Genomic DNA, 18579 nt, shown 5'->3' on the forward strand with positions numbered 1-18579 from the left:
TCCATGGCGAACGAGAAGGCCCGACCGTCGATCTTCTGGGTGCTGGCCGCCCTCGTGCTGCCGGTGCTCAACGCGGCCGTCCGGTTCGAGATCCGGCACCCCGAGCGGCTGCCGCGGACGGGTTCCTACGTGCTCGCCCCCAACCACCACAGCGAGATCGACCCCGTCGTGATGGGGGCCGTCGCCTGGAAGCTCGGGCGCCTGCCCCGCTTCCTGGCCAAGGCCTCGCTCTTCGACGTGCCGGTCGTGGGCTGGTTCCTCCGCCGCTCCGGGCAGATCCCCGTGCAGCGCGACGGCGGCGTCCGCGGCGGGACGGCCATCGAGGCCGCCTCCGACCTCGCGCGCGACGGCCGCATCGTCGTGGTCTACCCCGAGGGGACGCTCACGCGCGACCCCGACCTCTGGCCCATGCGCGGCAAGACCGGCGCCGTGCGCCTCGCCCTGCAGGCCGGGATCCCCGTGATCCCCGCCGCGCACTGGGGCACGCAGCAGCTCATGGGCCGCTACTCGAAGCGCGTGCGGCTCTTCCCGCGGACGACGATCCACGTCGTCATCGGCGAGCCCGTCGACCTCGACCGCTTCCGCGACCGGAGCCTCGACTCCGCGACCCTCACCGAGGCGACCGCCGTCGTCATGGCCGCCATCACCGGGCTCGTGGAGGAGCTCCGCGGCGAGACCGCCCCGACCGAGCGGTGGGATCCCCGCTCGAAGAACCAGAAGGAGACCGGCCGATTTGAGTGACGCGACCGCGCGCCCGACCCCCGCACCCGCCGCATCGACGCCCGAGCCCGACGCGGGGGAGCGGCGGCGCATCGTCGTCCTCGGCGCCGGCAGCTGGGGCACCACGTTCGCCAAGGTGATGGCCGACGGCGGCAACGACGTCGTCATGTGGTCCCGCCGCCCCGAGCTCGCGCGGGAGATCACCGAGGCGAAGCGCAACAGCGACTACCTGCCCGGGATCAACCTGCCGCAGCGCCTCACGGCCGACCCGTCGCTCGCGCGCGTGCTCGCCGGCGCCACCGACGTGTTCGTGTCGGTGCCCAGCCAGACGTTGCGCGCCAACCTCGAGGCGGCGCGTGACCTCATCCCCGCAGACGCGGTCGTCGTCAGCCTCATGAAGGGCGTCGAGAAGGGCACCGGGCTCCGGATGAGCGAGGTCGTCGCCGAGGTGCTCGGCATCGGACCGGAGCGCATCGCGGTGGCGTCGGGCCCGAACCTCGCCCTCGAGATCGCACGGGAGCAGCCGACCGCGGTCGTGGTGTCCTCCGCCGACCAGGCGACGGCCGAGCGCGTGGCGACGATCGCCCGCAGCTCCTACTTCCGCTCGTTCGTGAACACCGACGTGATCGGCACCGAGTTCGGCGGCGTGCTCAAGAACCTCATCGCGGTCGCGGTGGGCATCGTCGACGGCGTCGGCTACGGCGAGAACACGAAGGCGTCGATCATCACGCGCGGCCTGGCCGAGATGACGGCGTTCTCCGTGGCCTACGGCGCGCGCGCCGAGACGCTCGCGGGCCTCGCGGGCCTCGGCGACCTCATCGCCACGTGCGAGTCGTCGCTGTCGCGCAACAACACCGCGGGCCGCCTGCTCGGCCAGGGCTACAGCTTCACCGACGTCGTCAAGAGCATGCAGCAGACGGCAGAGGGGCTCTCCTCCGTCGCGCCCGTGCTCGAGCTCGCCCGCCAGCGCGGCGTGCTCATGCCGATCGTCGAGCAGGTGGCGCAGGTGCTGGCGGGCACGCTGTCGCCGCGCGACATCGCCCCGCACCTGACCACCGACGACGACACGCCCCAGGGGGAGTGACCATGACCGCACGGATCCGCGTGGTGCTGCTCTTCGGCGGCACCTCCAGCGAGCACTCCATCAGCTGCGCCACCGCGAGCGGCGTGCTGGGCGCCATCGACCGGGAGCGTTTCGAGGTGATCCCGGTGGGCATCACGAAGGCCGGTGCCTTCACCCTCCAGGAGGACGACGCGTCAGCCCTCGCCCTCGACGCCGACGCGCTGCCCGAGGTCGTCGACAACGGCACGCGCGTGCGGTGGCCGGAGGACGCGGGCAGCCGCGAGCCCACCGTGCGCGACGCGGACGGCACCGAGCGCTCCCTCGGCCGGGTCGACCTCGTGTTCCCGATCCTGCACGGCACGCAGGGCGAGGACGGCACGGTGCAGGGCATGCTCGAGCTCGCCGGCCTGCCGTACGTCGGATCCGGCGTGCTCGCCTCGGCGCTCGGCATGGACAAGCACTACGCGAAGACCGTGCTGCAGGCGGCGGGGATCCGGGTGGCGCCGTGGATCACGGTGTCGCGCCACGAGTGGGCCGCCGACGCCGCGGGCGTCCGGGAGCGGGCCGCCGCGCTCGGGCTGCCGGCGTTCGTGAAGCCGGCGCGCGCCGGATCCAGCGTGGGCGTCAGCCGCGTCGCCGCGGCCGACGGGTTCGACGCCGCCCTCGATGTCGCGTTCCGCGAGGACGACCGCGTGCTCGTGGAATCGGGACTCGTCGGACGCGAGGTCGAGTGCGCGATCCTCGACGAGGGCCCGGGCCGGGAGCCGAGCGCCTCCGTCGCGGGCGAGATCGTGGTCTCCGGCCGCGACTTCTACGACTTCGACGCGAAGTACCTCGGCGCGGACGGCATCGACCTGGTGTGCCCCGCCGACGTGACCGACGCGCAGCTCGCCGAGCTGCAGGAGCTGTCGATCCGCGCCTTCCGTGCCGTCGACGGCCGGGGCCTCGCGCGCGTGGACTTCTTCCTCACCTCCGACGGCTTCGTGCTCAACGAGATCAACACGATGCCGGGCTTCACGCCCATCTCGATGTTCCCCGCGTGCTGGGAGGCCTCGGGCCTCCCGTACCCGGACCTGATCTCGCGTCTGCTGGACGTGGCTCTCGCGGGGTGTCCCATGGCACTCCCGCATGACGCCGGTCCCTGCCGGTCGGTGAGCCTGGGCTCGATCGCATGCTCGTAGGACGATCCGTCGCCCGGCCCCGCCTCCATCCCGACGCCCGACCCGGGCGCCCCGCGCCGGCGGCACGGCCGACGGTGTCCGTCGTCATCCCCGTGCGCGACGACGCGGGGCACCTGCGCGCGTGCCTCCAGGCACTCGCGGGGCAGACGATCGCGCCCGACGAGGTCGTGGTGGTCGACAACGCGTCCCGGGACGACAGCGCGCAGGTGGCGCGCGAGGCCGGGGCGCGCGTCGTCCGCGAGGAGGTCGTCGGGATCCCCGCGGCCGCGTCCGCCGGCTACGACGCCGCGCGATGCGAGGTCATCGCCCGGATCGACGCCGACTGCGTGCCGCCCGCCGACTGGATCGAGCGGCTCGGCGACGTGCTCGCCGCGCGTCCCGACGTCGCCGCCGTCACGGGCGCCGCGCGGTTCGTCGACGGGCCCCGGGCGCTCCGCGGGGTCGCGGCGGTCGCCTACCTCGGCGCGTACTTCGTCTCCGTCACGCTCGCGCTCGGGCACCCGCCGCTGTTCGGATCCAACTTCGCGCTCCGCCGCGACGCCTGGCTCGCCGTCCGCGACGAGGTGCACCGCGAGGGCACGCACCTGCACGACGACATCGACCTGTCCGTGCACCTCGGTCCCGAGCACCGCATCGTGCTCGACCGCCACCTCGGAATGGGGATCAGCATGCGGCCGCTCACGCGACCGTCGACGCTGCCGCTGCGGATGAGACGGGGCATGGCGTCGTTGACCGTGCACTGGCCGCACGAGCTGCCGTGGCTGCGCTGGCGGCGCGCCATGCACCGCGCGACGGCACCGGGGCGGGGTCGGGACACGGGATCCGTGCCGACCGGATCCCTGCCGGTCAGCCCTCCGGGGGCGGCGCGTCCCCGAGGTCCTGCGCGCTGACGCACTTGGCCGTCTGCGGGATGACCGCGACGACGCCGCTGAGGTCGGTGAGCGCGGTGTAGCTGGCCTGCGTGGAGTCGATGACGACCTCGACGGCGGGCGTGCGGCCGTAGGTCGTGTAGCGGATGTCGGGGGCGCGCGAGTCGTCCTCGACCCAGTCGACGTCGTCGTAGCTGATGCACGCGTCCGTCGTGGGGCCGGGCGTCGCGACGCCGCAGCGGAGGATCACGGTGCTCTGCGGGTCGCCCCATGCGCCCGTGCCCTGCGCATCCGTCTCCCGCAGCGGGGCGGTGCCGAGCGTCGCCGGGAGGTGGACGACGACGTCGGCGCACAGCGGATCGGTCGCGCCGGGGGCCGCCTCGAGCGACACCGTGGGAGCGCAGCCGGCGACGGCGAGGGCGATGCCGCACGCGGCGGCCGCGGCGGCGACGGGGCGCAGCAGGGCGCGGGCGGGGCGGCGGGGAGTCATCGCGATCAGGCTACCGTGGCAGTCGTGACGACTCCTGGGACGCCCTCCGCCCGCGACACGGCCACCCTCGGGAGCGCGGGGGAGCTGGCGACCCTGGCGCGGATCCTGCCGCACCTGCCGGCGTCGGACGCCGCCGACGAGGGCCCGGGCGACGACTGCGCGGTCGTGCGGGCGCCCGACGGCCGGTTCGTGATCACGACCGACATGATGATCGAGGGACCCGACTTCCGCCTCGCCTGGTCGTCCCCCCACGACCTCGGCCGTCGGGCCGCGACGTCGAACCTGGCCGACGTCGCCGCCATGGGCGCCCGGCCGACCGCGCTCCTGGTGGCCATCGCGGCGCCCGCGGGCACGCCGGTGGCCGACCTCGAGGCCCTCGCCGACGGCCTGCGCGAGGGCTGCCTGCTCCAGGCGCCCGGCTGCGGCGTCGTGGGCGGCGACCTCTCCGTCTCGGACGCCCTCGTGATCACGGTGACGGCCACCGGCGACCTCGAGGGGCGCGATCCCGTGCTCCGCTCGGGCGCGCGCGCGGGCGACGTGATCGCGGTGGCGGGCACGCTCGGCATGGCCGCCGCTGGCGTCCGCCTCCTCTTCGACCACGCCAGGAGCGCGGGCCCCGGCGGGGACCCCGCTCCCGACGCCGCGCTCGCCCGGGCGCTGCGGGCATCCCACCCCGCCGCCGTCGAGGCGCAGCTGTCGCCGATCGCGCCGCTCGCGGCAGGCGTCGACGCGGCACGCGCCGGGGCGACCGCCATGCTCGACGTGTCCGACGGCCTCCTCCTCGACCTCGGCCGCATGGCGCGCGCGAGCGGCGTGGGCATCGACCTCGGATCCGCCGCCCTCGCCGACGACGCCCGCCGGGTCGCGTCCGCGCACCCGGCCCTCCCGCCTGCGGCGCTCGACCTCGTGCTCACCGGGGGAGAGGACCACGCGCTGGTCGCGGCCTTCCCCGCGGACGCGACGCTGCCGGATCCGTTCCGCGCGATCGGCGTGGTCGCCGCCCCGGGTCCCGACGGCCCGGCCGTGACGGTCGACGGCGTGCCCTACGCCGGGCCGCGCACGCCGCTCGGCGGCTGGGACCCGTACGCCGACTGGGACGGGGCGCGCTAGACCGCGGGAGTCGCCGGATCCGCGGATCCGTCGTCGTCGTCGGGCGGCCCGGCGACCGCCCACCACACGACGGTGTCGCCGTACGCCTTCCGGCGGTCGAGCGCCACCCCCGCTGGCCACGCCGGCTCGGCGGAGCGCGCGCTGCGCTCGACCATCACCACGGCGCCCGCGACGAGCCGCGGCACGAGGGCGGTCAGCTCCTCCGCCAGCTCCGCGTCGCCGACCTCGTACGGCGGATCGAGGAACGCGACGTCGTAGGAGCCGCGGTCGCCCGCGAGGAACGCGCGCACGCTCTGGGCGGCCACCCGGATGCGCGGGGCGGAACCGCGCGGGGCCGCGCGCTCGACGATGGCGGCGTTCGACCGGCAGACCGCGGCGGCCGGCACCGCGCGCTCCACGAGGACGACCTCGCGTGCGCCACGGCTGGCGGCCTCGAGCCCGAGGGCCCCGGATCCGGCGTACAGGTCGAGGACGCGCGCGCCGTCGAGCGCGCCGCGGGCCTCGAGCCCGGAGAACAGGGCCTCGCGCACGCGGTCGCTCGTGGGGCGCGTGCCCGTCCGCGGGACGCGGAGGACCAGCGAGCCGGCGAACCCCGCGACGATGCGGGTCACGACGGTCGCCCGGCGGGGCGCGGGACGGCGGCGTTCGGAGCGGGGTGCACGGGCGACCACGCTACCCGGCCTGTCCGTCCCCGGAGGCGGGCCGGACGCGCCCGGATCGCTGACGTATGCTGCCAACACGCCCACGACGCTGGAGGACCTCCGTGACGAGTCCCGAGTCCGAGTCCGTTCCCCTGCATGCCGGGTCGGCGCAGCCGCCCGCCCGCATCCGCGCCGCCGCGCGCCGGTCGGACGGCGCCCGCGGCGCGGCCGCCATGCCGCTGGAGGAGGTGCGCCGGCTCGCCGACCTCATCCTCGGCAACATCGACCGGGTCATGTCGGGCAAGCACGACGCCACGCGCATGGCGCTCACCGTGTTCCTCTCCGGCGGGCACCTCCTCATCGAGGACGTGCCCGGCGTCGGCAAGACCATGCTCGCCAAGGCGCTCGCGCGCAGCGTCGACTGCACCGTCAACCGGATCCAGTTCACGCCCGACCTGCTGCCGTCCGACGTCACGGGCGTCTCCGTCTACAGCCAGGCCGACCACCGCTTCGAGTTCCAGCCGGGCGCCGTGTTCGCCAACATCGTCATCGGCGACGAGATCAACCGGGCGAGCCCCAAGACCCAGTCGGCGCTCCTGGAGTGCATGGAGGAGGGGCAGGTCACGGTCGACGGCGTCACGCATCCGCTGCAGCAGCCCTTCACGGTGGTCGCGACGCAGAACCCGGTCGAGATGGAGGGCACGTACGCGCTCCCCGAGGCGCAGCGCGACCGCTTCATGGCCCGCATCTCGATGGGCTACCCCGACGCCTCCGCGGAGCTCGCCATGCTCCGCTCCCGCGACACGGTGAGCCCGCTCGACGAGCTGCGTCCCGTGGTCGACGCGGAGGACCTCGACGCGATGATGCACGCGGCCCGCGGCGTGTACGTCTCCGACCCGGTCTCGCGCTACACCGTCGCCATCGTGCAGGCCACGCGCGGCCACGAGGACATCCGCCTCGGCGCGAGCCCGCGCGCCACGCTCCAGCTCATCCGCGCCGCCAAGACGCGGGCCGCGCTCGACGGGCGCGACTTCGTGCTGCCCGACGACGTCGACGCCCTCGCCGCGCCCGTCCTCGCGCACCGGCTGGTCGCGACCGGCCGGGCGCTCGGCCAGCGCGGTGGGGGCCAGGCCGCCGTGGTCGAGATCCTCGAGCGGATCGTCGCCTCCACCGCCGTGCCGCTGAGCGCCGCCGGACGGACGCGCTGACCCCGTGCCGCCCCTCGCGCGCCTGATGCGTCGGATCGGCATCGAGGCCGTCCCGCACCCGACCCTCCGCGGGATCGCCCTGCTCGCCGCCGGGGTCGCCGCGTTCGCGGGCGCCTTCATCGCGGGGCGCCGCGAGTTCGTCTTCATCGGCGTCGCCCTCCTGGCGCTCCCGCTGCTGGCCGCCGCGTGGCTCGTGATCGCGCGGGTGCGGCTGCACGTCGAGCGCACCTTCACGTCGCAGGTCGTCGAGTCCGGGACCGCGACGACCGTGACCGTGTCGGTCGCGAACGCGGGCGCCATGCCGACGCCGCGCTCGTGGGTGCTGGACCTGGTGCCCGGCTCCGAGGGCGCCACGCCGCCGGCCGAGCTGCCGTCGCTGCGGGGGCTCGCGCGCGGATCCCGTCGGTCGTCCGCCCGTCCCGTCCTCCGCTACGACCTCACGCCCGAGCGCCGTGGCGTCCACGAGGTGGGCCCGCTCGCCGTCGAGGAGCACGATCCGTTCCGCCTGATGGGGCTGCGGCACGTCGCGGGAGGCACCTCCCGCCTCGTCGTCACACCGCGCCTCACGGACCTCGAGGCCGAGCCCGGGGGGCAGGTCTCCTCCGAGGGCGAGTCCGAGCGGGTGCAGCGCCGCGCCGACGGCGGCGAGGACGACCTCGGCACGCGCGAGTACCGGGCGGGGGATCCGCTCCGCCGCGTGCACTGGCGCGCCACCGCCCGGCACGGCGAGCTCATGGTGCGCCAGGAGGAGCAGCGGTCGAGCCCGCGCTCGCTCGTGCTCCTCGACACGCGCGCGGCCGGCTTCCCGCAGCGCGCCGACGACGACGGGGACGGCGACCGGGCCTTCGAGCGCGCCGTCGCGTTCGCGGCGTCCGTGGCCGTGCACCTGCAGCGCGGCGGCTACGCGGTGCACCTGGTCGAGACGGCCGCGGGATCCGACCGCCAGGCGCCCGTCAGCGCCCGACCCGGCGACGCCGCGGCCGAGGGCGACCTGCTCCTCCACCTCGCCGAGGTGCGCCCGGCCGCCGTCGACCCCGACCGCGACGGCGTGCAGGAGGCCCTGGCCGACCTGCGTCGCAGCCGCCGCGCCGTCCCGATGCACGCCGTCCTCGGCCACCTCGACGAGGACGCGGCCCGGCGGCTCGCGGGCTTCGGCGCCGCCTGCCGCCCCGCCGTCGCGTTCCTCGCGCACACGGGCCGCGTCGACGGCCGCGACGACCACGAGGCCCTGCGGATCCTCCGCGAGGCCGGCTGGCGCACCGTCGTCCTCGACGACGACACCCGGCCCGCCGACGCCTGGCGCGCCGCCCGCACCGGGGAGATGGCGCGATGACCGACCTCGACGCCGTCGGCCTCGGGGGACGCGAGCACTGGACGGTCGAGCCGCGCCCCCTGCCGGGGGAGCGCTCCGGCGGTCCCGGCCGGCGCGGTGGCGGACGCGGCGACGGATCCGGATCGGGCCCCGGCCGTCATGGCCGCGGATCGGGCGCCGGGCGCGCCGCCGCCCGCTGGCCGCTCACCGCCGCGCTCGGCGTCGCCCTCCTCGCCGGCGCCGCCAGCCTCCACCTGCTCGTCGAGCCGGGCGCGTGGTTCCTGCTCGCGGTCGTCGTCGTGGCCGCCGTGCTCGGATCCGCCGCCCTGCTGCGCTCCCTCGGGGTGCCGCGCCTGCTCGCCTCGCTCGGCGCGCTCGTCGTCCTCGTGCTCCTCGTCACGCTCGTGTTCGCGGGCCGCACCGCCGTGCTCGGCGTGATCCCCACCCCGGAGACCGTGCGCACGCTCCTCGCCGTCGGCGACCAGGCGGCGGGGGAGATCTACCGGCGGTCGGCGCCCGTGCCGCCGCTCGCCTCCATCGTCTTCGTGATCGTGGCCGCGGTCGGCGCGCTAGCTGTCGTGCTCGACGTGCTCGCGCACGCGCTCCGCCTGCCCGCCGTCACCGGGCTCCCGCTCCTCGTGCTCGTCTCGGTCCCCGGCGCCGTGCTCGTGGGCGAGTTCTCGGTGGCGTCCTTCGCCGTCACGGCGCTGGCGTGGTTCGCGGTGCTCGCCGCCGACGCGCGCGAGACGGACAGGGAGGGCGGCTGGCGCGGATCCGGGATCCTCGGCGGATCGCGGCCCACCCCACCGCCCGCACCCGGCCGGCCATCGCCCGGGCGCCTGGCGGGGTCCGCGCGCACGACGCTCGCCTCCGCGGGCGCGCTCGCGGGCGCCGCGGTCGTCCTCTCCCTCGTGGCCCCCGCGATCGTCCCGGGCCTCACCTCGGCGACGTTCCCCACCTCATCCGGCTCCGGCCCCGGCGGCTCGCGCATCGTCAACCCGATCCTCGACCTCGGAGACGACCTCCGCCGCCCCGTCGACGTGGAGGCCCTCCGCTACTCGACCGCCTCCCTCACGCCCCTCTACTTCAAGGTCACCACGCTGTCCCGGTTCGAGGGTGACGAGTGGGCGCCGTCGCCGCTGCGCCCGCCGGACGGGAACACGGTCGACGAGATCGGCCCGGACCTCGGCGCGGGATCCGACGTGCCGGCCGAGGAGGTCGAGGCGCGCGTCCAGGTCGAGGGCTCCTCGAGCGCCTGGCTGCCCGCCCCGTACGCGCCGCGCAGCGTGACCGGGCTCGACGGCTCGTGGCGCTGGTCGGAGCAGGGTCTCGCGATCCGCTCCTCGGACTCCGACAGCCGCGACCAGAGCTACACCGTCACGAGCGAGCTGCCGCGCCCCGATCGCGCGCAGCTGGAGCGGGTCGCCCCCGCGACCGACGACGACCTCGCGCCCTTCCTGCAGATCCCCAGCGGCACCCCGGCGATCGTCGCCTCGACGACCGCCGACGTGCTGGCCGGCATCGACACGCCCTACGACCAGGCGCTCGCGCTCCAGGAGTTCTTCACGGGCGGGCAGTTCCGCTACTCGGAGGACGCGCCCGTCCAGCAGGGCTACGACGGCAGCGGCGTCGACGTCGTGGGGGAGTTCCTCCGCGTGCGCTCGGGCTACTGCGTGCACTTCGCGTCGGCGATGGCGATCATGGCGCGTGAGGCGGGCATCCCGTCCCGCGTGGCCGTGGGCTACCTGCCGGGCGACCAGGTCGGGCGCGACGGCGACCTCATCACCTACCGCGTCGGATCCCACGACCTGCACTCCTGGCCGGAGCTGTACTTCTCGGGCATCGGCTGGATCGCGTTCGAGCCCACGCCGGGTCGCGGCCAGGCCGCCCCCTACGCGCAGCCGTCGGCCGCGCCGACCGCCGCGCCCACGCCGTCGGCGACGCCGAGCGCGCCGACCGAGGCCACGCCGACCACGACGCCCGCGCCCACCACGTCGGCGGCGCCCGGCGCCAGCGGTGCCGCGGGCGTGCGGATCCCGTGGGCCGCCCTCGGCACGACCGCGCTCGTGCTCCTCGTGCTCGCCCTCCTCGCGGCCCCCGCGCTCCTGCGCCGTGCCCGTCGATCCGGTCGGCTGCGCGCGCTCGAGGCGGGCGACGCCCCGGCGGGCACGGCCTGGCGCGAGGTGGAGGACCAGGCGGTCGACCTGGGGATCCGCGTGCCGGACACCGAGTCGCCGCGCGAGCTCGGGCGGCGCCTCCAGGGTGACGACGCGTCGCTGGCCGACACGGTCGCCGTCCTGGTCGGCGCCCGCGAGCGGGAGCGCTTCGCCCGCGCGGACGTGCCGGTGGACGCGGCGGCCGGTGGTGCGCAGGCGGCCGCGCTGGTCGCGCTCGGCGACGCCCTGCGCGCCCGCGCCGGCCGCGCCGACCGTGTCCTCGCCCGCGTCGCCCCGCGCTCGCTCGTCCGCCGCCGCCCGCTGTCCGACGAGGGAGCCGACGACTGGCCAGCGGCCGGACCGCCCGCGTCGGACGCCCCTCGTACACTCGGGGGATGACCGGATCCGACGCCGCGCTCGCGGGCGTCGTGGGCGGCCGCACCGCGGGTGTGCTGCAGAAGGCCTTCGGCCTGCGCACGATCGCCGACCTCCTCGAGCACCTGCCGCGCCGCTACGCCCGCCGCGGTGAGCTCACGGCCCTCGCGGAGCTGCCCGTCGACCAGCAGGCCACCATCGTCGCCGAGGTCCGCGAGGTGCGCGAGCGGCCCATGCGGGCGCGGCGCGGCAGCATCCTCGAGGTGCGGATCACCGACGGCCGCGGCTTCCTCACCCTCACCTTCTTCAACCAGGCGTGGCGCGCCAAGGACCTCGTGCCGGGCGTCCGCGGGATCTTCGCGGGCAAGGTCAGCGACTACCGCGGCGCGCTCCAGCTGGCCCACCCCGACTACGAGCTCTTCGACGCGCACGAGGGCCCGGAGCTCTCCGGCGGCGAGCCCGACGCGGCCGCGCGCCGCTGGGCCGAGATGCCCATCCCCATCTACCCGGCCACGGCCTCCATGGCGAGCTGGCAGGTCGCGAAGTCCGTGGAGCTGGCGCTCGACGCGGTCGACGACCTCGAGGATCCCGTCCCGGCCGATGTGCGCGCCGAGCGCGGCCTGCTCCCGTACCGGGAGGCGCTCGAGGGCGTGCACCGGCCCGAGAAGGACGTCGACTGGAGGCGCGGCCGGGACGCGCTCCGCTTCCAGGAGGCGTTCGTCCTGCAGACCGCGCTGCTGCAGCGGCGGCAGGCGGCCCGCGCGCTGCCGGCGACCCCGCGGATCCCGACCGCAGGCGGCCACCTCGACCGGCTCGACGCCCAGCTGCCCTTCGAGCTCACGGGCGACCAGCGGCTGGTCGGCGAGGAGATCGCGACCGACATGGCGCGCACCGGGCCCATGAACCGGCTCGTGCAGGGTGAGGTCGGCTCCGGCAAGACGCTCGTCGCGCTCCGGGCGATGCTCGCGGTCGCCGACTCCGGAGGCCAGTCCGCGCTGCTCGCGCCCACCGAGGTGCTCGCGAGCCAGCACCTGCGCTCGCTCACGGCGTCGCTCGGGGTGGACCTCGCGGCCGAGCTCATGCCCACCCTGCTCACCGGCCAGCTCTCGACCGCGGAGCGCAAGCGCGCGCTGCTGCGCATCGTGAGCGGTCAGGCGCGCATCGTCGTGGGCACGCACGCGCTCCTCGGCGACCGCGTCGAGTTCCTCGACCTCGGTCTCGTCGTGGTCGACGAGCAGCACCGCTTCGGGGTGGACCAGCGCGAGGCGCTCCGGCGGAAGGGCGGCACCCCGCCGCACGTCCTCGTGCTCACGGCCACGCCGATCCCGCGCACGGTCGCGATGACGGTGTTCGGCGACCTGGACGTCTCCACCATCGCCGAGCTGCCGAGCGGACGCCAGCCCATCGCGTCCTTCGTGGTGCCGCTGCACGAGCAGCCGCGGTGGATCGAGCGGGTCTGGGAGCGCACGGCCGAGGAGATCCAGAAGGGCCGGCAGGCGTTCGTCGTGTGCCCGGCGATCGACCCTCAGGACCCGGACGCCGAGGACGAGGACGCCGCGGAGGACGCCGACGACGCGCCCACCCGGCCCGCCCTCGCGACCGTCACCGAGGTCGACGCGCTCCTCGCCGCGCACCCGCGCCTGGGATCCGTCCGCCGCGCCGTCCTGCACGGCCGCATGACGGGCGAGGAGAAGGACCGCGTCATGCGCGCGTTCTCCGCGGGCGACATCGACCTCATCGTCGCCACCACCGTCATCGAGGTCGGCGTCGACGTGCCGAACGCGTCGACCATGGTGATCCTCGACGCCGACCGCTTCGGCGTCTCGCAGCTGCACCAGCTGCGCGGCCGCGTGGGTCGCGGCGGCGTGCCGGGCCTCTGCCTCATGGTCACGCACGCCGAGCCCGAGACGGTGGCGCGCGAGCGGGTCGACGCCGTCGCTGCGACCCTCGACGGCTTCGAGCTCGCGCGCGTCGACCTGGAGCTCCGCCGCGAGGGCAACGTCCTCGGCACGAACCAGTCCGGCGGTCGCTCCTCCCTCCGGCTGCTGCGGGTCGCCCAGGACGGCGACCTCATCGAGTCCGCGCGCGAGCACGCCCACGACGTGCTCGAGGCGTCGCCGGACCTCCATGGCCACCCGGCGCTCGCCCGCGCGCTCGCCCGCCGGCTCGACGACGAGGAGCGCGCCTTCCTCGACAAGAACTAGGGGAGCGCCCGCCGTAGGCTGGCGGGATGCAGCGGATCGCCGTCGTCCCCGGATCGTTCGACCCCGTCACGCTCGGGCACCTCGACGTGATCCGGCGGGCCGCCCGCCTGTACGACGAGCTCGTCGTGCTGGTCGTGCACAATCCCGGCAAGACGCCCATGCTCCCGCTCGCGGAGCGCGTCGCCCTCATCGAGCGCGTGATCCGCGACGCCGGTCTGCCCGCGAGCGTCCGCGTCGACTCCTGGGGCGCCGGCCTCCTCGTCGACTACTGCAGGCAGGTGGGGGCGACCGTGCTCGTGAAGGGCGTCCGCTCGCAGCTCGACGTGACGTACGAGACGCCCATGGCGCTCGTCAACCGCGACCTCGCCGACGTCGAGACCGTGCTGCTGCTGCCGGATCCCGCGCACGCCCACGTCTCCAGCTCGCTCGTGCGCCAGGTCGAGGCGCTCGGCGGCGATGTGGCGCCCTACGTGCCGGCGGCCGTCGCCCGGGCGCTGGCCGTCCGTCGCGCCGGCTGACGACCCGTAGGATCTACGGGTGTCCAGGTTCCAGAAGACCCCATTCACGGTCCACGTCCACGACATCGTGCACCGCCCGGGGGAGATGCGCGAGCTCGACCTGACCATCGTCACGCCCGAGCGCATGGGGGAGGGCCTCATCGCCGTCCCCGCCGGTCGGGAGATGCACGTCACCGTGCGCCTGGAGTCCCTGCACGACGGGATCCTGGCCACCGGCGAGGTCGACACCGTGGCCGACGGGCAGTCCGCGCGCACGCTCGCCGACATGCAGGAGCGTGTCCAAGTCGATTTCGCGGAGCTATTCGCGTACAGTCTTGATGAAGCTTTCGACTACCAGGTCCAGGACGAGCACGTGGACCTGGAGCCGGTCATCCGGGATGCGGTGGTCCTTTCACTGCCGTTCCAGCCCGAAGTGCCGGGCGAGGACCTCGATCTCGATCTGGGTCCCGGCATCAGCCTGGTCCTGGCGGACTCCGAACCGGAGCCCGTGATCGATCAGCGCTGGGCAGCCCTGTCCGGCTTCCGAGCTTCCGAAGACAGCGGTGCGGCGCGTGAAGACGCCGACACCGAAACGCAGAGAGATGAGAGTTAGCCATGGCTGTTCCCAAGAGAAAGATGTCCCGATCCAACACGCGTGCGCGTCGCTCGCAGTGGAAGGCCGAGGCTCCCACGCTCGTCAAGACCATCGAGAACGGCAAGGTCGTCTACTCCATGCCGCACCGTGCGCGCGTGATCGAGGACGCCGCCGGCACGCCCCTGTACATGGAGTACAAGGGCCGCAAGGTCGCCGACGTCTAGTCGCGACCCGATCGGCACGTCGGACATGACCGACACCACGGGATCCCGCGTCCACGGCGACCGCGACGCGCTCCGGCGCCTCCTCGCCGTGGACGTGAGCCCCGAGCTCCTCGAGCTCGCGCTCACCCACCGCTCGTACGCGTACGAGCACGGCGGCATCCCGCACAACGAGCGCCTCGAGTTCCTCGGCGACTCCATCCTCGGGCAGGCCGTCACGGTCATGCTCTACCTCGAGAACCCCGACCTCGACGAGGGCGAGCTCGCCAAGCGGCGCGCCAGCCTCGTCTCGAGCGTCGCCCTCGCGGAGGTCGCCACCCGCATCGGGCTCGGCGAGCACCTGCTGCTCGGCCGCGGTGAGGAGCTCACCGGCGGTCGCGCCAAGTCGTCGATCCTCGCCGACACGGTCGAGGCCATCATCGGCGCGTGCTACCTCGACGCCGGGGGAGAGGCCGCGACCGGGCTCGTGCTCCGCCTCATCGCGCCGCTGCTCGAGGACCCCGCGCGCTTCGGCGCCGCCATGGACCCGAAGACCGCGCTCCAGGAGAGCGCCGCGCGCCAGGGGCTGCCGGCCCCCGTCTACGACGTGAGCGACAGCGGACCCGACCACAGCAAGCGCTTCCACGCCGTCGTCACGGTGGGCTCCGTCGTGCGCACGACGGGCGAGGGATCCAGCAAGAAGCAGGCCGAGATGACGGCCGCGCTCGAGGCGTGGACGCGCCTCGAGGCGCGCACCACGGCCTGACCCGCGGTGCCCGAGCTCCCCGAGGTCGAGGTCGTCCGCGCCGGACTCGAGCCGGCGGTCGCCGGCTCCCGCATCACCGGGGTCGAGATCCTCGACTCCCGCTCGCTCAAGCGGCACGACCCGCTCGAGGGCGCCTTCGTCGAGCTGCTCGTGGGCCGCGTGATCACGTCCGCCGTCCGCCGCGGCAAGTTCCTGTGGCTGCCGCTCGAGCCCGACGCGGGACGCGATGCCACCGGACCCCGCGCCCTCGTCACGCACCTCGGCATGAGCGGGCAGGTGCTCCTCCGCGAGCCCGGCTCCGACCCGGACGGCCTGCTGCGGATCCGCATGGGCATCGAGCACCCCGTGCACGGCGAGCTCGTGGTCGCCTTCGTCGACCAGCGGATCTTCGGGTCGATGGCCGTCGACCGCCTCGTGGCGACGCCGGACGGGCACGCGGGCGGACGCGGATCCGGCGCAGCGCTGGTGCCGACGCAGGTCGCCCACATCGCGCGCGATCCCCTCGACCCGGCCTTCGACGACGACGACCTTCTCGCGCGCCTCGCTCGGCGGCGCACAGGGATCAAGCGCGCGCTCCTCGACCAGACGCTCGTCAGCGGCATCGGCAACATCTACGCGGACGAGGCGCTCTGGGCCGCCCGGATCCACTACGCGCACCCCACCGATCAGCTCGGTCGAGGGCGAGCGCTGCGCCTGCTCGCCGAGGTGCGCCAGGTGCTCGCGCGGGCGCTGGCCGAGGGCGGCACGAGCTTCGACGCGCAGTACGTCAACGTCAATGGCGCGTCCGGCTACTTCTCGCACTCGCTGAACGCCTACGGCCAGCAGGGGAAGCCGTGCCCACGCTGCGGGACGCCGATCGTGCGCGAGGCGTTCATGAACCGCGGTTCGCACCTGTGCCCGCGGTGCCAGGTGCTGCCGGATCCGGACGCCGCCGTCGCCTGACCGCGGCCGCGCGATCGGGCGCCGGCTGCACGGCGAGGTGGTCGGAAGGCGTGATCCCCCGTCTCTCGGACACGGCATCGAGAAGGCGTGCTCTCGAGGACGCAGGCGAATGCGCCCGCCTCGAAAGGGGGATTGGGGGGTGCGAAGGGGCGGCAATAGGGTCCGAGGAGACAGCGGGCCGAGTCGAGGACATCATCGTGGGTTCACTCACGACGATCCGGGCCGGATCGTCACCGGGCGTGAGGACGAATCGACGGCGAGCAGCCCGATTGCTCGAGACTGACGCGGCCGCGACGCCTACGCCCTATGGGGGATACATCATGACGAGCACATATCTCTACATCTACCGGAATGATCGTCGCAAGACGGTCTACATCGGCATCGGGAGCAGTCCTGGACGCGTCTGGGGGCATCACAACCCGGCCGCGGACGCATTGCGCGATGAATCCGGCACGAAGGTCTTCATCACGAGCGAGCCCTTCCCCGATCGAGCGTCGGCGGAACGCGCGGAGAGCGCCGCGATCTGTGCCGCCGCCGCCGCCGCCGGCGTCGAGGTGATCGTCGATGACGAGCGTGCGGAGGACCTCACGAACGTGACGAACATCGCCAAGGTCGGCTCGTCCAAGTACCTCACGCCAGCGGTGTTCGCGCGCGAGGGCTCCGTCCGCTATGACCAGCTGACGCGGACCGCGATCGTCATCCTGCACCACGACGACATCGACGACGCCGGTGACGGCATCCGGCGCCCGGCGCTGCATGGCGGGCGAGGCGCGGAGATATTCCACGAGCGCGCCACGAGGTGGTGGGGATTGGGGGCGGCGTATGCACGTCGCGCCAAGAAGCGCGCTGGCGACGCGGGCCTCCCGCGGGATGTCGACCGTCTCATCGCGGTCCAGAAGTCGACTTCCATCATCCTGGGCGCGTGGACGTTGTCGGATGAGCAGTGGCGCAGGGATTCCAATAGCTGGATGTTCGTGACCGAGGAGCCCATCGAGGAATGGCGCGGGCAGCGACTCGATTGGCGCGGTGCGGTCCACGCCGGGGGTGCTCTGATCTGGAGCCCCGACATCCGTGAGGAACTCGGACGAGGACGCTCGTGAGACACGGGGCGTCTCAGCCGGCGTCGGCCGACGCGACCTCCCGCAGCCAGCTCCCGCTCGTGGCGACGTGCCGGAAGCCCAGCGCCTCGTTGACCGCGAGCATGGGCCGGTTCTCGTCGGCGTTCCAGGTGACGACGCGGTCCGCCTCGGGCGCCTCGCGCGCGAGCAGCAGCAGGTTCTCGGCCTTGAGGAGCATGCCGAGACGGTGACCCCTGTGCTCGGCCAGCACGAGCGTGTCCTGCTGGTAGGTGTAGGCGTGGCCGTCGGAGCGCCGGCCGCTGGGGGAGACGGCGATCTCCGTGAAGCCCACGAGGCGTCCCGTCGGCATGTGCACGGCCGCGGTGGTGAGGCCCGTGCGGCCCGCGGACGCGCGGCGCGCCTCGGCCTCGCGGATCCGGTCGGCGTCCCAGGGATCCTCCGCCTGCGGGAGGTCGCCCTGCGGGGCGTCGGTCGACATGCGCGTGTGCAGCACGGCGAGGTCGTCGAGCAGGTGCTCGGGGGTCGCGTCCACCCAGGAGAGGACGCGGTAGTCGTCGCCCGCGGCCAGGCGCGCGTCGGCGAGGTGGGCGGCGAGCGTCGGGGCCGCATCCACCGTGTCGAGCGCGCTCGTGCGCGCGGTCTGGCCGAGCCGGTAGCCGGCGTCGACGACGAACCGGGCGGACGGGTCGTCGGCGCCGACCGCGCCGATTCCCGTGGGCGACGGGATGGGCGTCCCGTTCGCCTCGGCGCGGTGCATGGTGGAGCCCGTGAGGGTCCGGCAGCCCTCGTCCACGGCGAGCCGCTCCAGGCGCTCCCGGAGCGCCCGTCCGATCCCGCCGCGGCGGTGCTCGGGGAGCACGGAGACGGCGACGTCGGAGGTCGTCGGGTCGTTGAGCCAGGTCGAGAGGAGCCCACGGCCGACGATCCGGCCGTCCACGCGTGCCGCGAAGAGGCGCTTGCGCACGTGCGCGATGTCGGCGTAGTCGGGGATCAGCTCCTGCGGGAGCCACACGAACGCGTCGTGGCCGAGGTCGTGCGACTGCGCGCGGTTGACGACGTCGGTGAGGGCCACGAAGTCGTCCCAGCCCTCCGCCCCGACCGTCACGGGCGGGCGGATCTCCTCCACGGAGAAGGGGCGTGGCTCGTCGGCGTGCGGCATGGTCGGCTCCCT

The 18579-nt window shown here is 74.7% G+C and carries 18 protein-coding genes; 15 read left to right on the top strand and 3 right to left on the bottom strand.

Translation table 11 applies throughout. The features are described 5' to 3' along the window. The first annotated feature begins 3 nt into the window (after positions 1 to 3). Genes ITJ40_RS06660 through ITJ40_RS06675 form a run of 4 tightly spaced genes read left to right on the top strand, consistent with a single transcriptional unit; the run spans position 4 to position 3854 of the window. On the top strand, positions 4 to 741 hold the full coding sequence (locus ITJ40_RS06660; RefSeq protein ID WP_194666302.1) for a 1-acyl-sn-glycerol-3-phosphate acyltransferase: 738 nt from the start codon (positions 4 to 6) through the stop codon (positions 739 to 741). Further along, positions 734 to 1804 (top strand): NAD(P)H-dependent glycerol-3-phosphate dehydrogenase, encoded by a 1071-nt coding sequence (locus ITJ40_RS06665; RefSeq protein WP_194666303.1) that lies wholly within the window; start codon positions 734 to 736, stop codon positions 1802 to 1804. The genes ITJ40_RS06660 and ITJ40_RS06665 overlap by 8 nt, the downstream gene beginning before the upstream one ends. Before the next feature lie 2 nt (positions 1805 to 1806). Beyond that, the gene (locus ITJ40_RS06670) at positions 1807 to 2964 is read left to right on the top strand and encodes a D-alanine--D-alanine ligase family protein (RefSeq protein WP_228511848.1); all 1158 of its coding nucleotides are present in this window, start codon (positions 1807 to 1809) and stop codon (positions 2962 to 2964) included. Continuing rightward, entirely contained in the window at positions 2955 to 3854 is a 900-nt protein-coding gene (locus ITJ40_RS06675) for a glycosyltransferase family 2 protein (RefSeq protein WP_194666304.1), read from the top strand. The genes ITJ40_RS06670 and ITJ40_RS06675 overlap by 10 nt, the downstream gene beginning before the upstream one ends. Here the strand turns inward: ITJ40_RS06675 and ITJ40_RS06680 are convergent. After that, a complete protein-coding gene (locus ITJ40_RS06680) occupies positions 3811 to 4323 on the bottom strand; it encodes a DUF3515 family protein (RefSeq protein ID WP_194666305.1) in 513 nt (170 codons plus the stop codon). The genes ITJ40_RS06675 and ITJ40_RS06680 overlap by 44 nt on opposite strands. Before the next feature lie 24 nt (positions 4324 to 4347). Here ITJ40_RS06680 and ITJ40_RS06685 point away from each other — a divergent pair, with 24 nt between their 5' ends. Next, the gene (locus ITJ40_RS06685; protein WP_194666306.1) at positions 4348 to 5433 is read left to right on the top strand and encodes a thiamine-phosphate kinase; all 1086 of its coding nucleotides are present in this window, start codon (positions 4348 to 4350) and stop codon (positions 5431 to 5433) included. Here ITJ40_RS06685 and rsmD read toward each other — a convergent pair. Beyond that, complete coding sequence (gene rsmD / locus ITJ40_RS06690) at positions 5430 to 6044, bottom strand: 16S rRNA (guanine(966)-N(2))-methyltransferase RsmD (protein WP_194666307.1); 615 nt, start codon at positions 6042 to 6044, stop codon at positions 5430 to 5432. The two genes, ITJ40_RS06685 and rsmD, sit on opposite strands and share 4 nt — an antisense overlap. Positions 6045 to 6367: 323 nt before the next feature. Here rsmD and ITJ40_RS06695 point away from each other — a divergent pair, with 323 nt between their 5' ends. The 10 genes from ITJ40_RS06695 to ITJ40_RS06740 all read left to right on the top strand — a co-directional run bounded on the left by ITJ40_RS06695 (position 6368) and on the right by ITJ40_RS06740 (position 17429). Then, a complete protein-coding gene (locus tag ITJ40_RS06695) occupies positions 6368 to 7282 on the top strand; it encodes a MoxR family ATPase (protein ID WP_255526456.1) in 915 nt (304 codons plus the stop codon). A 4-nt stretch (positions 7283 to 7286) separates the two neighbouring features. Beyond that, on the top strand, positions 7287 to 8615 hold the full coding sequence (locus tag ITJ40_RS06700; protein WP_370532003.1) for a DUF58 domain-containing protein: 1329 nt from the start codon (positions 7287 to 7289) through the stop codon (positions 8613 to 8615). Next, positions 8612 to 11149 (top strand): DUF3488 and transglutaminase-like domain-containing protein, encoded by a 2538-nt coding sequence (locus ITJ40_RS06705; RefSeq protein ID WP_194666308.1) that lies wholly within the window; start codon positions 8612 to 8614, stop codon positions 11147 to 11149. Before ITJ40_RS06700 ends, ITJ40_RS06705 begins: the two co-directional genes overlap by 4 nt. Beyond that, positions 11146 to 13329, top strand: a complete 2184-nt coding sequence (locus ITJ40_RS06710) for an ATP-dependent DNA helicase RecG (protein WP_194666309.1) — start codon at positions 11146 to 11148, stop codon at positions 13327 to 13329. Before ITJ40_RS06705 ends, ITJ40_RS06710 begins: the two co-directional genes overlap by 4 nt. Positions 13330 to 13355: 26 nt before the next feature. Beyond that, entirely contained in the window at positions 13356 to 13847 is a 492-nt protein-coding gene (coaD, locus tag ITJ40_RS06715) for a pantetheine-phosphate adenylyltransferase (RefSeq protein WP_194666310.1), read from the top strand. A gap of 19 nt (positions 13848 to 13866) precedes the next feature. Continuing rightward, the gene (locus ITJ40_RS06720) at positions 13867 to 14439 is read left to right on the top strand and encodes a DUF177 domain-containing protein (protein ID WP_194666311.1); all 573 of its coding nucleotides are present in this window, start codon (positions 13867 to 13869) and stop codon (positions 14437 to 14439) included. A 2-nt stretch (positions 14440 to 14441) separates the two neighbouring features. Continuing rightward, positions 14442 to 14645 carry a 50S ribosomal protein L32 gene (gene rpmF, locus ITJ40_RS06725; RefSeq protein WP_012298174.1) on the top strand — a complete coding sequence of 68 codons (204 nt, stop codon included), beginning with the start codon at positions 14442 to 14444 and terminating at the stop codon, positions 14643 to 14645. Positions 14646 to 14670: 25 nt separating this feature from the next. Then, positions 14671 to 15387: a ribonuclease III gene (rnc, locus tag ITJ40_RS06730; protein WP_194666312.1), complete on the top strand. Its 717-nt coding sequence runs from the start codon at positions 14671 to 14673 to the stop codon at positions 15385 to 15387. Positions 15388 to 15393: 6 nt separating this feature from the next. Further along, positions 15394 to 16329, top strand: a complete 936-nt coding sequence (mutM, locus tag ITJ40_RS06735) for a bifunctional DNA-formamidopyrimidine glycosylase/DNA-(apurinic or apyrimidinic site) lyase (RefSeq protein ID WP_194666313.1) — start codon at positions 15394 to 15396, stop codon at positions 16327 to 16329. A gap of 320 nt (positions 16330 to 16649) precedes the next feature. Next, on the top strand, positions 16650 to 17429 hold the full coding sequence (locus tag ITJ40_RS06740) for a hypothetical protein (protein WP_194666314.1): 780 nt from the start codon (positions 16650 to 16652) through the stop codon (positions 17427 to 17429). A gap of 13 nt (positions 17430 to 17442) precedes the next feature. Here the strand turns inward: ITJ40_RS06740 and ITJ40_RS06745 are convergent, their stop codons facing one another. Further along, positions 17443 to 18567: a GNAT family N-acetyltransferase gene (locus tag ITJ40_RS06745; protein ID WP_194666315.1), complete on the bottom strand. Its 1125-nt coding sequence runs from the start codon at positions 18565 to 18567 to the stop codon at positions 17443 to 17445. Between the last annotated feature and the right edge of the window lie 12 nt (positions 18568 to 18579).

Origin of the sequence: Clavibacter sp. VKM Ac-2872 (assembly GCF_015351105.1) — a bacterium.
In the GTDB taxonomy this organism is placed as follows: Bacteria; Actinomycetota; Actinomycetes; order Actinomycetales; family Microbacteriaceae; genus Clavibacter.

Excerpts from the sequence above, each read along its gene's own strand:
- rnc (WP_194666312.1), top strand. The coding sequence starts at position 14,671 with ATGACCGACACCACGGGATCCCGCGTCCACGGCGACCGCGACGCGCTC.
- ITJ40_RS06660 (WP_194666302.1), top strand. The coding sequence starts at position 4 with ATGGCGAACGAGAAGGCCCGACCGTCGATCTTCTGGGTGCTGGCCGCC.
- ITJ40_RS06740 (WP_194666314.1), top strand. The coding sequence starts at position 16,650 with ATGACGAGCACATATCTCTACATCTACCGGAATGATCGTCGCAAGACG.
- ITJ40_RS06745 (WP_194666315.1), bottom strand. The coding sequence starts at position 18,567 with ATGCCGCACGCCGACGAGCCACGCCCCTTCTCCGTGGAGGAGATCCGC.
- ITJ40_RS06675 (WP_194666304.1), top strand. The coding sequence starts at position 2,955 with ATGCTCGTAGGACGATCCGTCGCCCGGCCCCGCCTCCATCCCGACGCC.
- rpmF (WP_012298174.1), top strand. The coding sequence starts at position 14,442 with ATGGCTGTTCCCAAGAGAAAGATGTCCCGATCCAACACGCGTGCGCGT.
- ITJ40_RS06670 (WP_228511848.1), top strand. The coding sequence starts at position 1,807 with ATGACCGCACGGATCCGCGTGGTGCTGCTCTTCGGCGGCACCTCCAGC.
- ITJ40_RS06680 (WP_194666305.1), bottom strand. The coding sequence starts at position 4,323 with ATGACTCCCCGCCGCCCCGCCCGCGCCCTGCTGCGCCCCGTCGCCGCC.
- coaD (WP_194666310.1), top strand. The coding sequence starts at position 13,356 with ATGCAGCGGATCGCCGTCGTCCCCGGATCGTTCGACCCCGTCACGCTC.
- ITJ40_RS06710 (WP_194666309.1), top strand. The coding sequence starts at position 11,146 with ATGACCGGATCCGACGCCGCGCTCGCGGGCGTCGTGGGCGGCCGCACC.
- ITJ40_RS06695 (WP_255526456.1), top strand. The coding sequence starts at position 6,368 with ATGTCGGGCAAGCACGACGCCACGCGCATGGCGCTCACCGTGTTCCTC.
- ITJ40_RS06705 (WP_194666308.1), top strand. The coding sequence starts at position 8,612 with ATGACCGACCTCGACGCCGTCGGCCTCGGGGGACGCGAGCACTGGACG.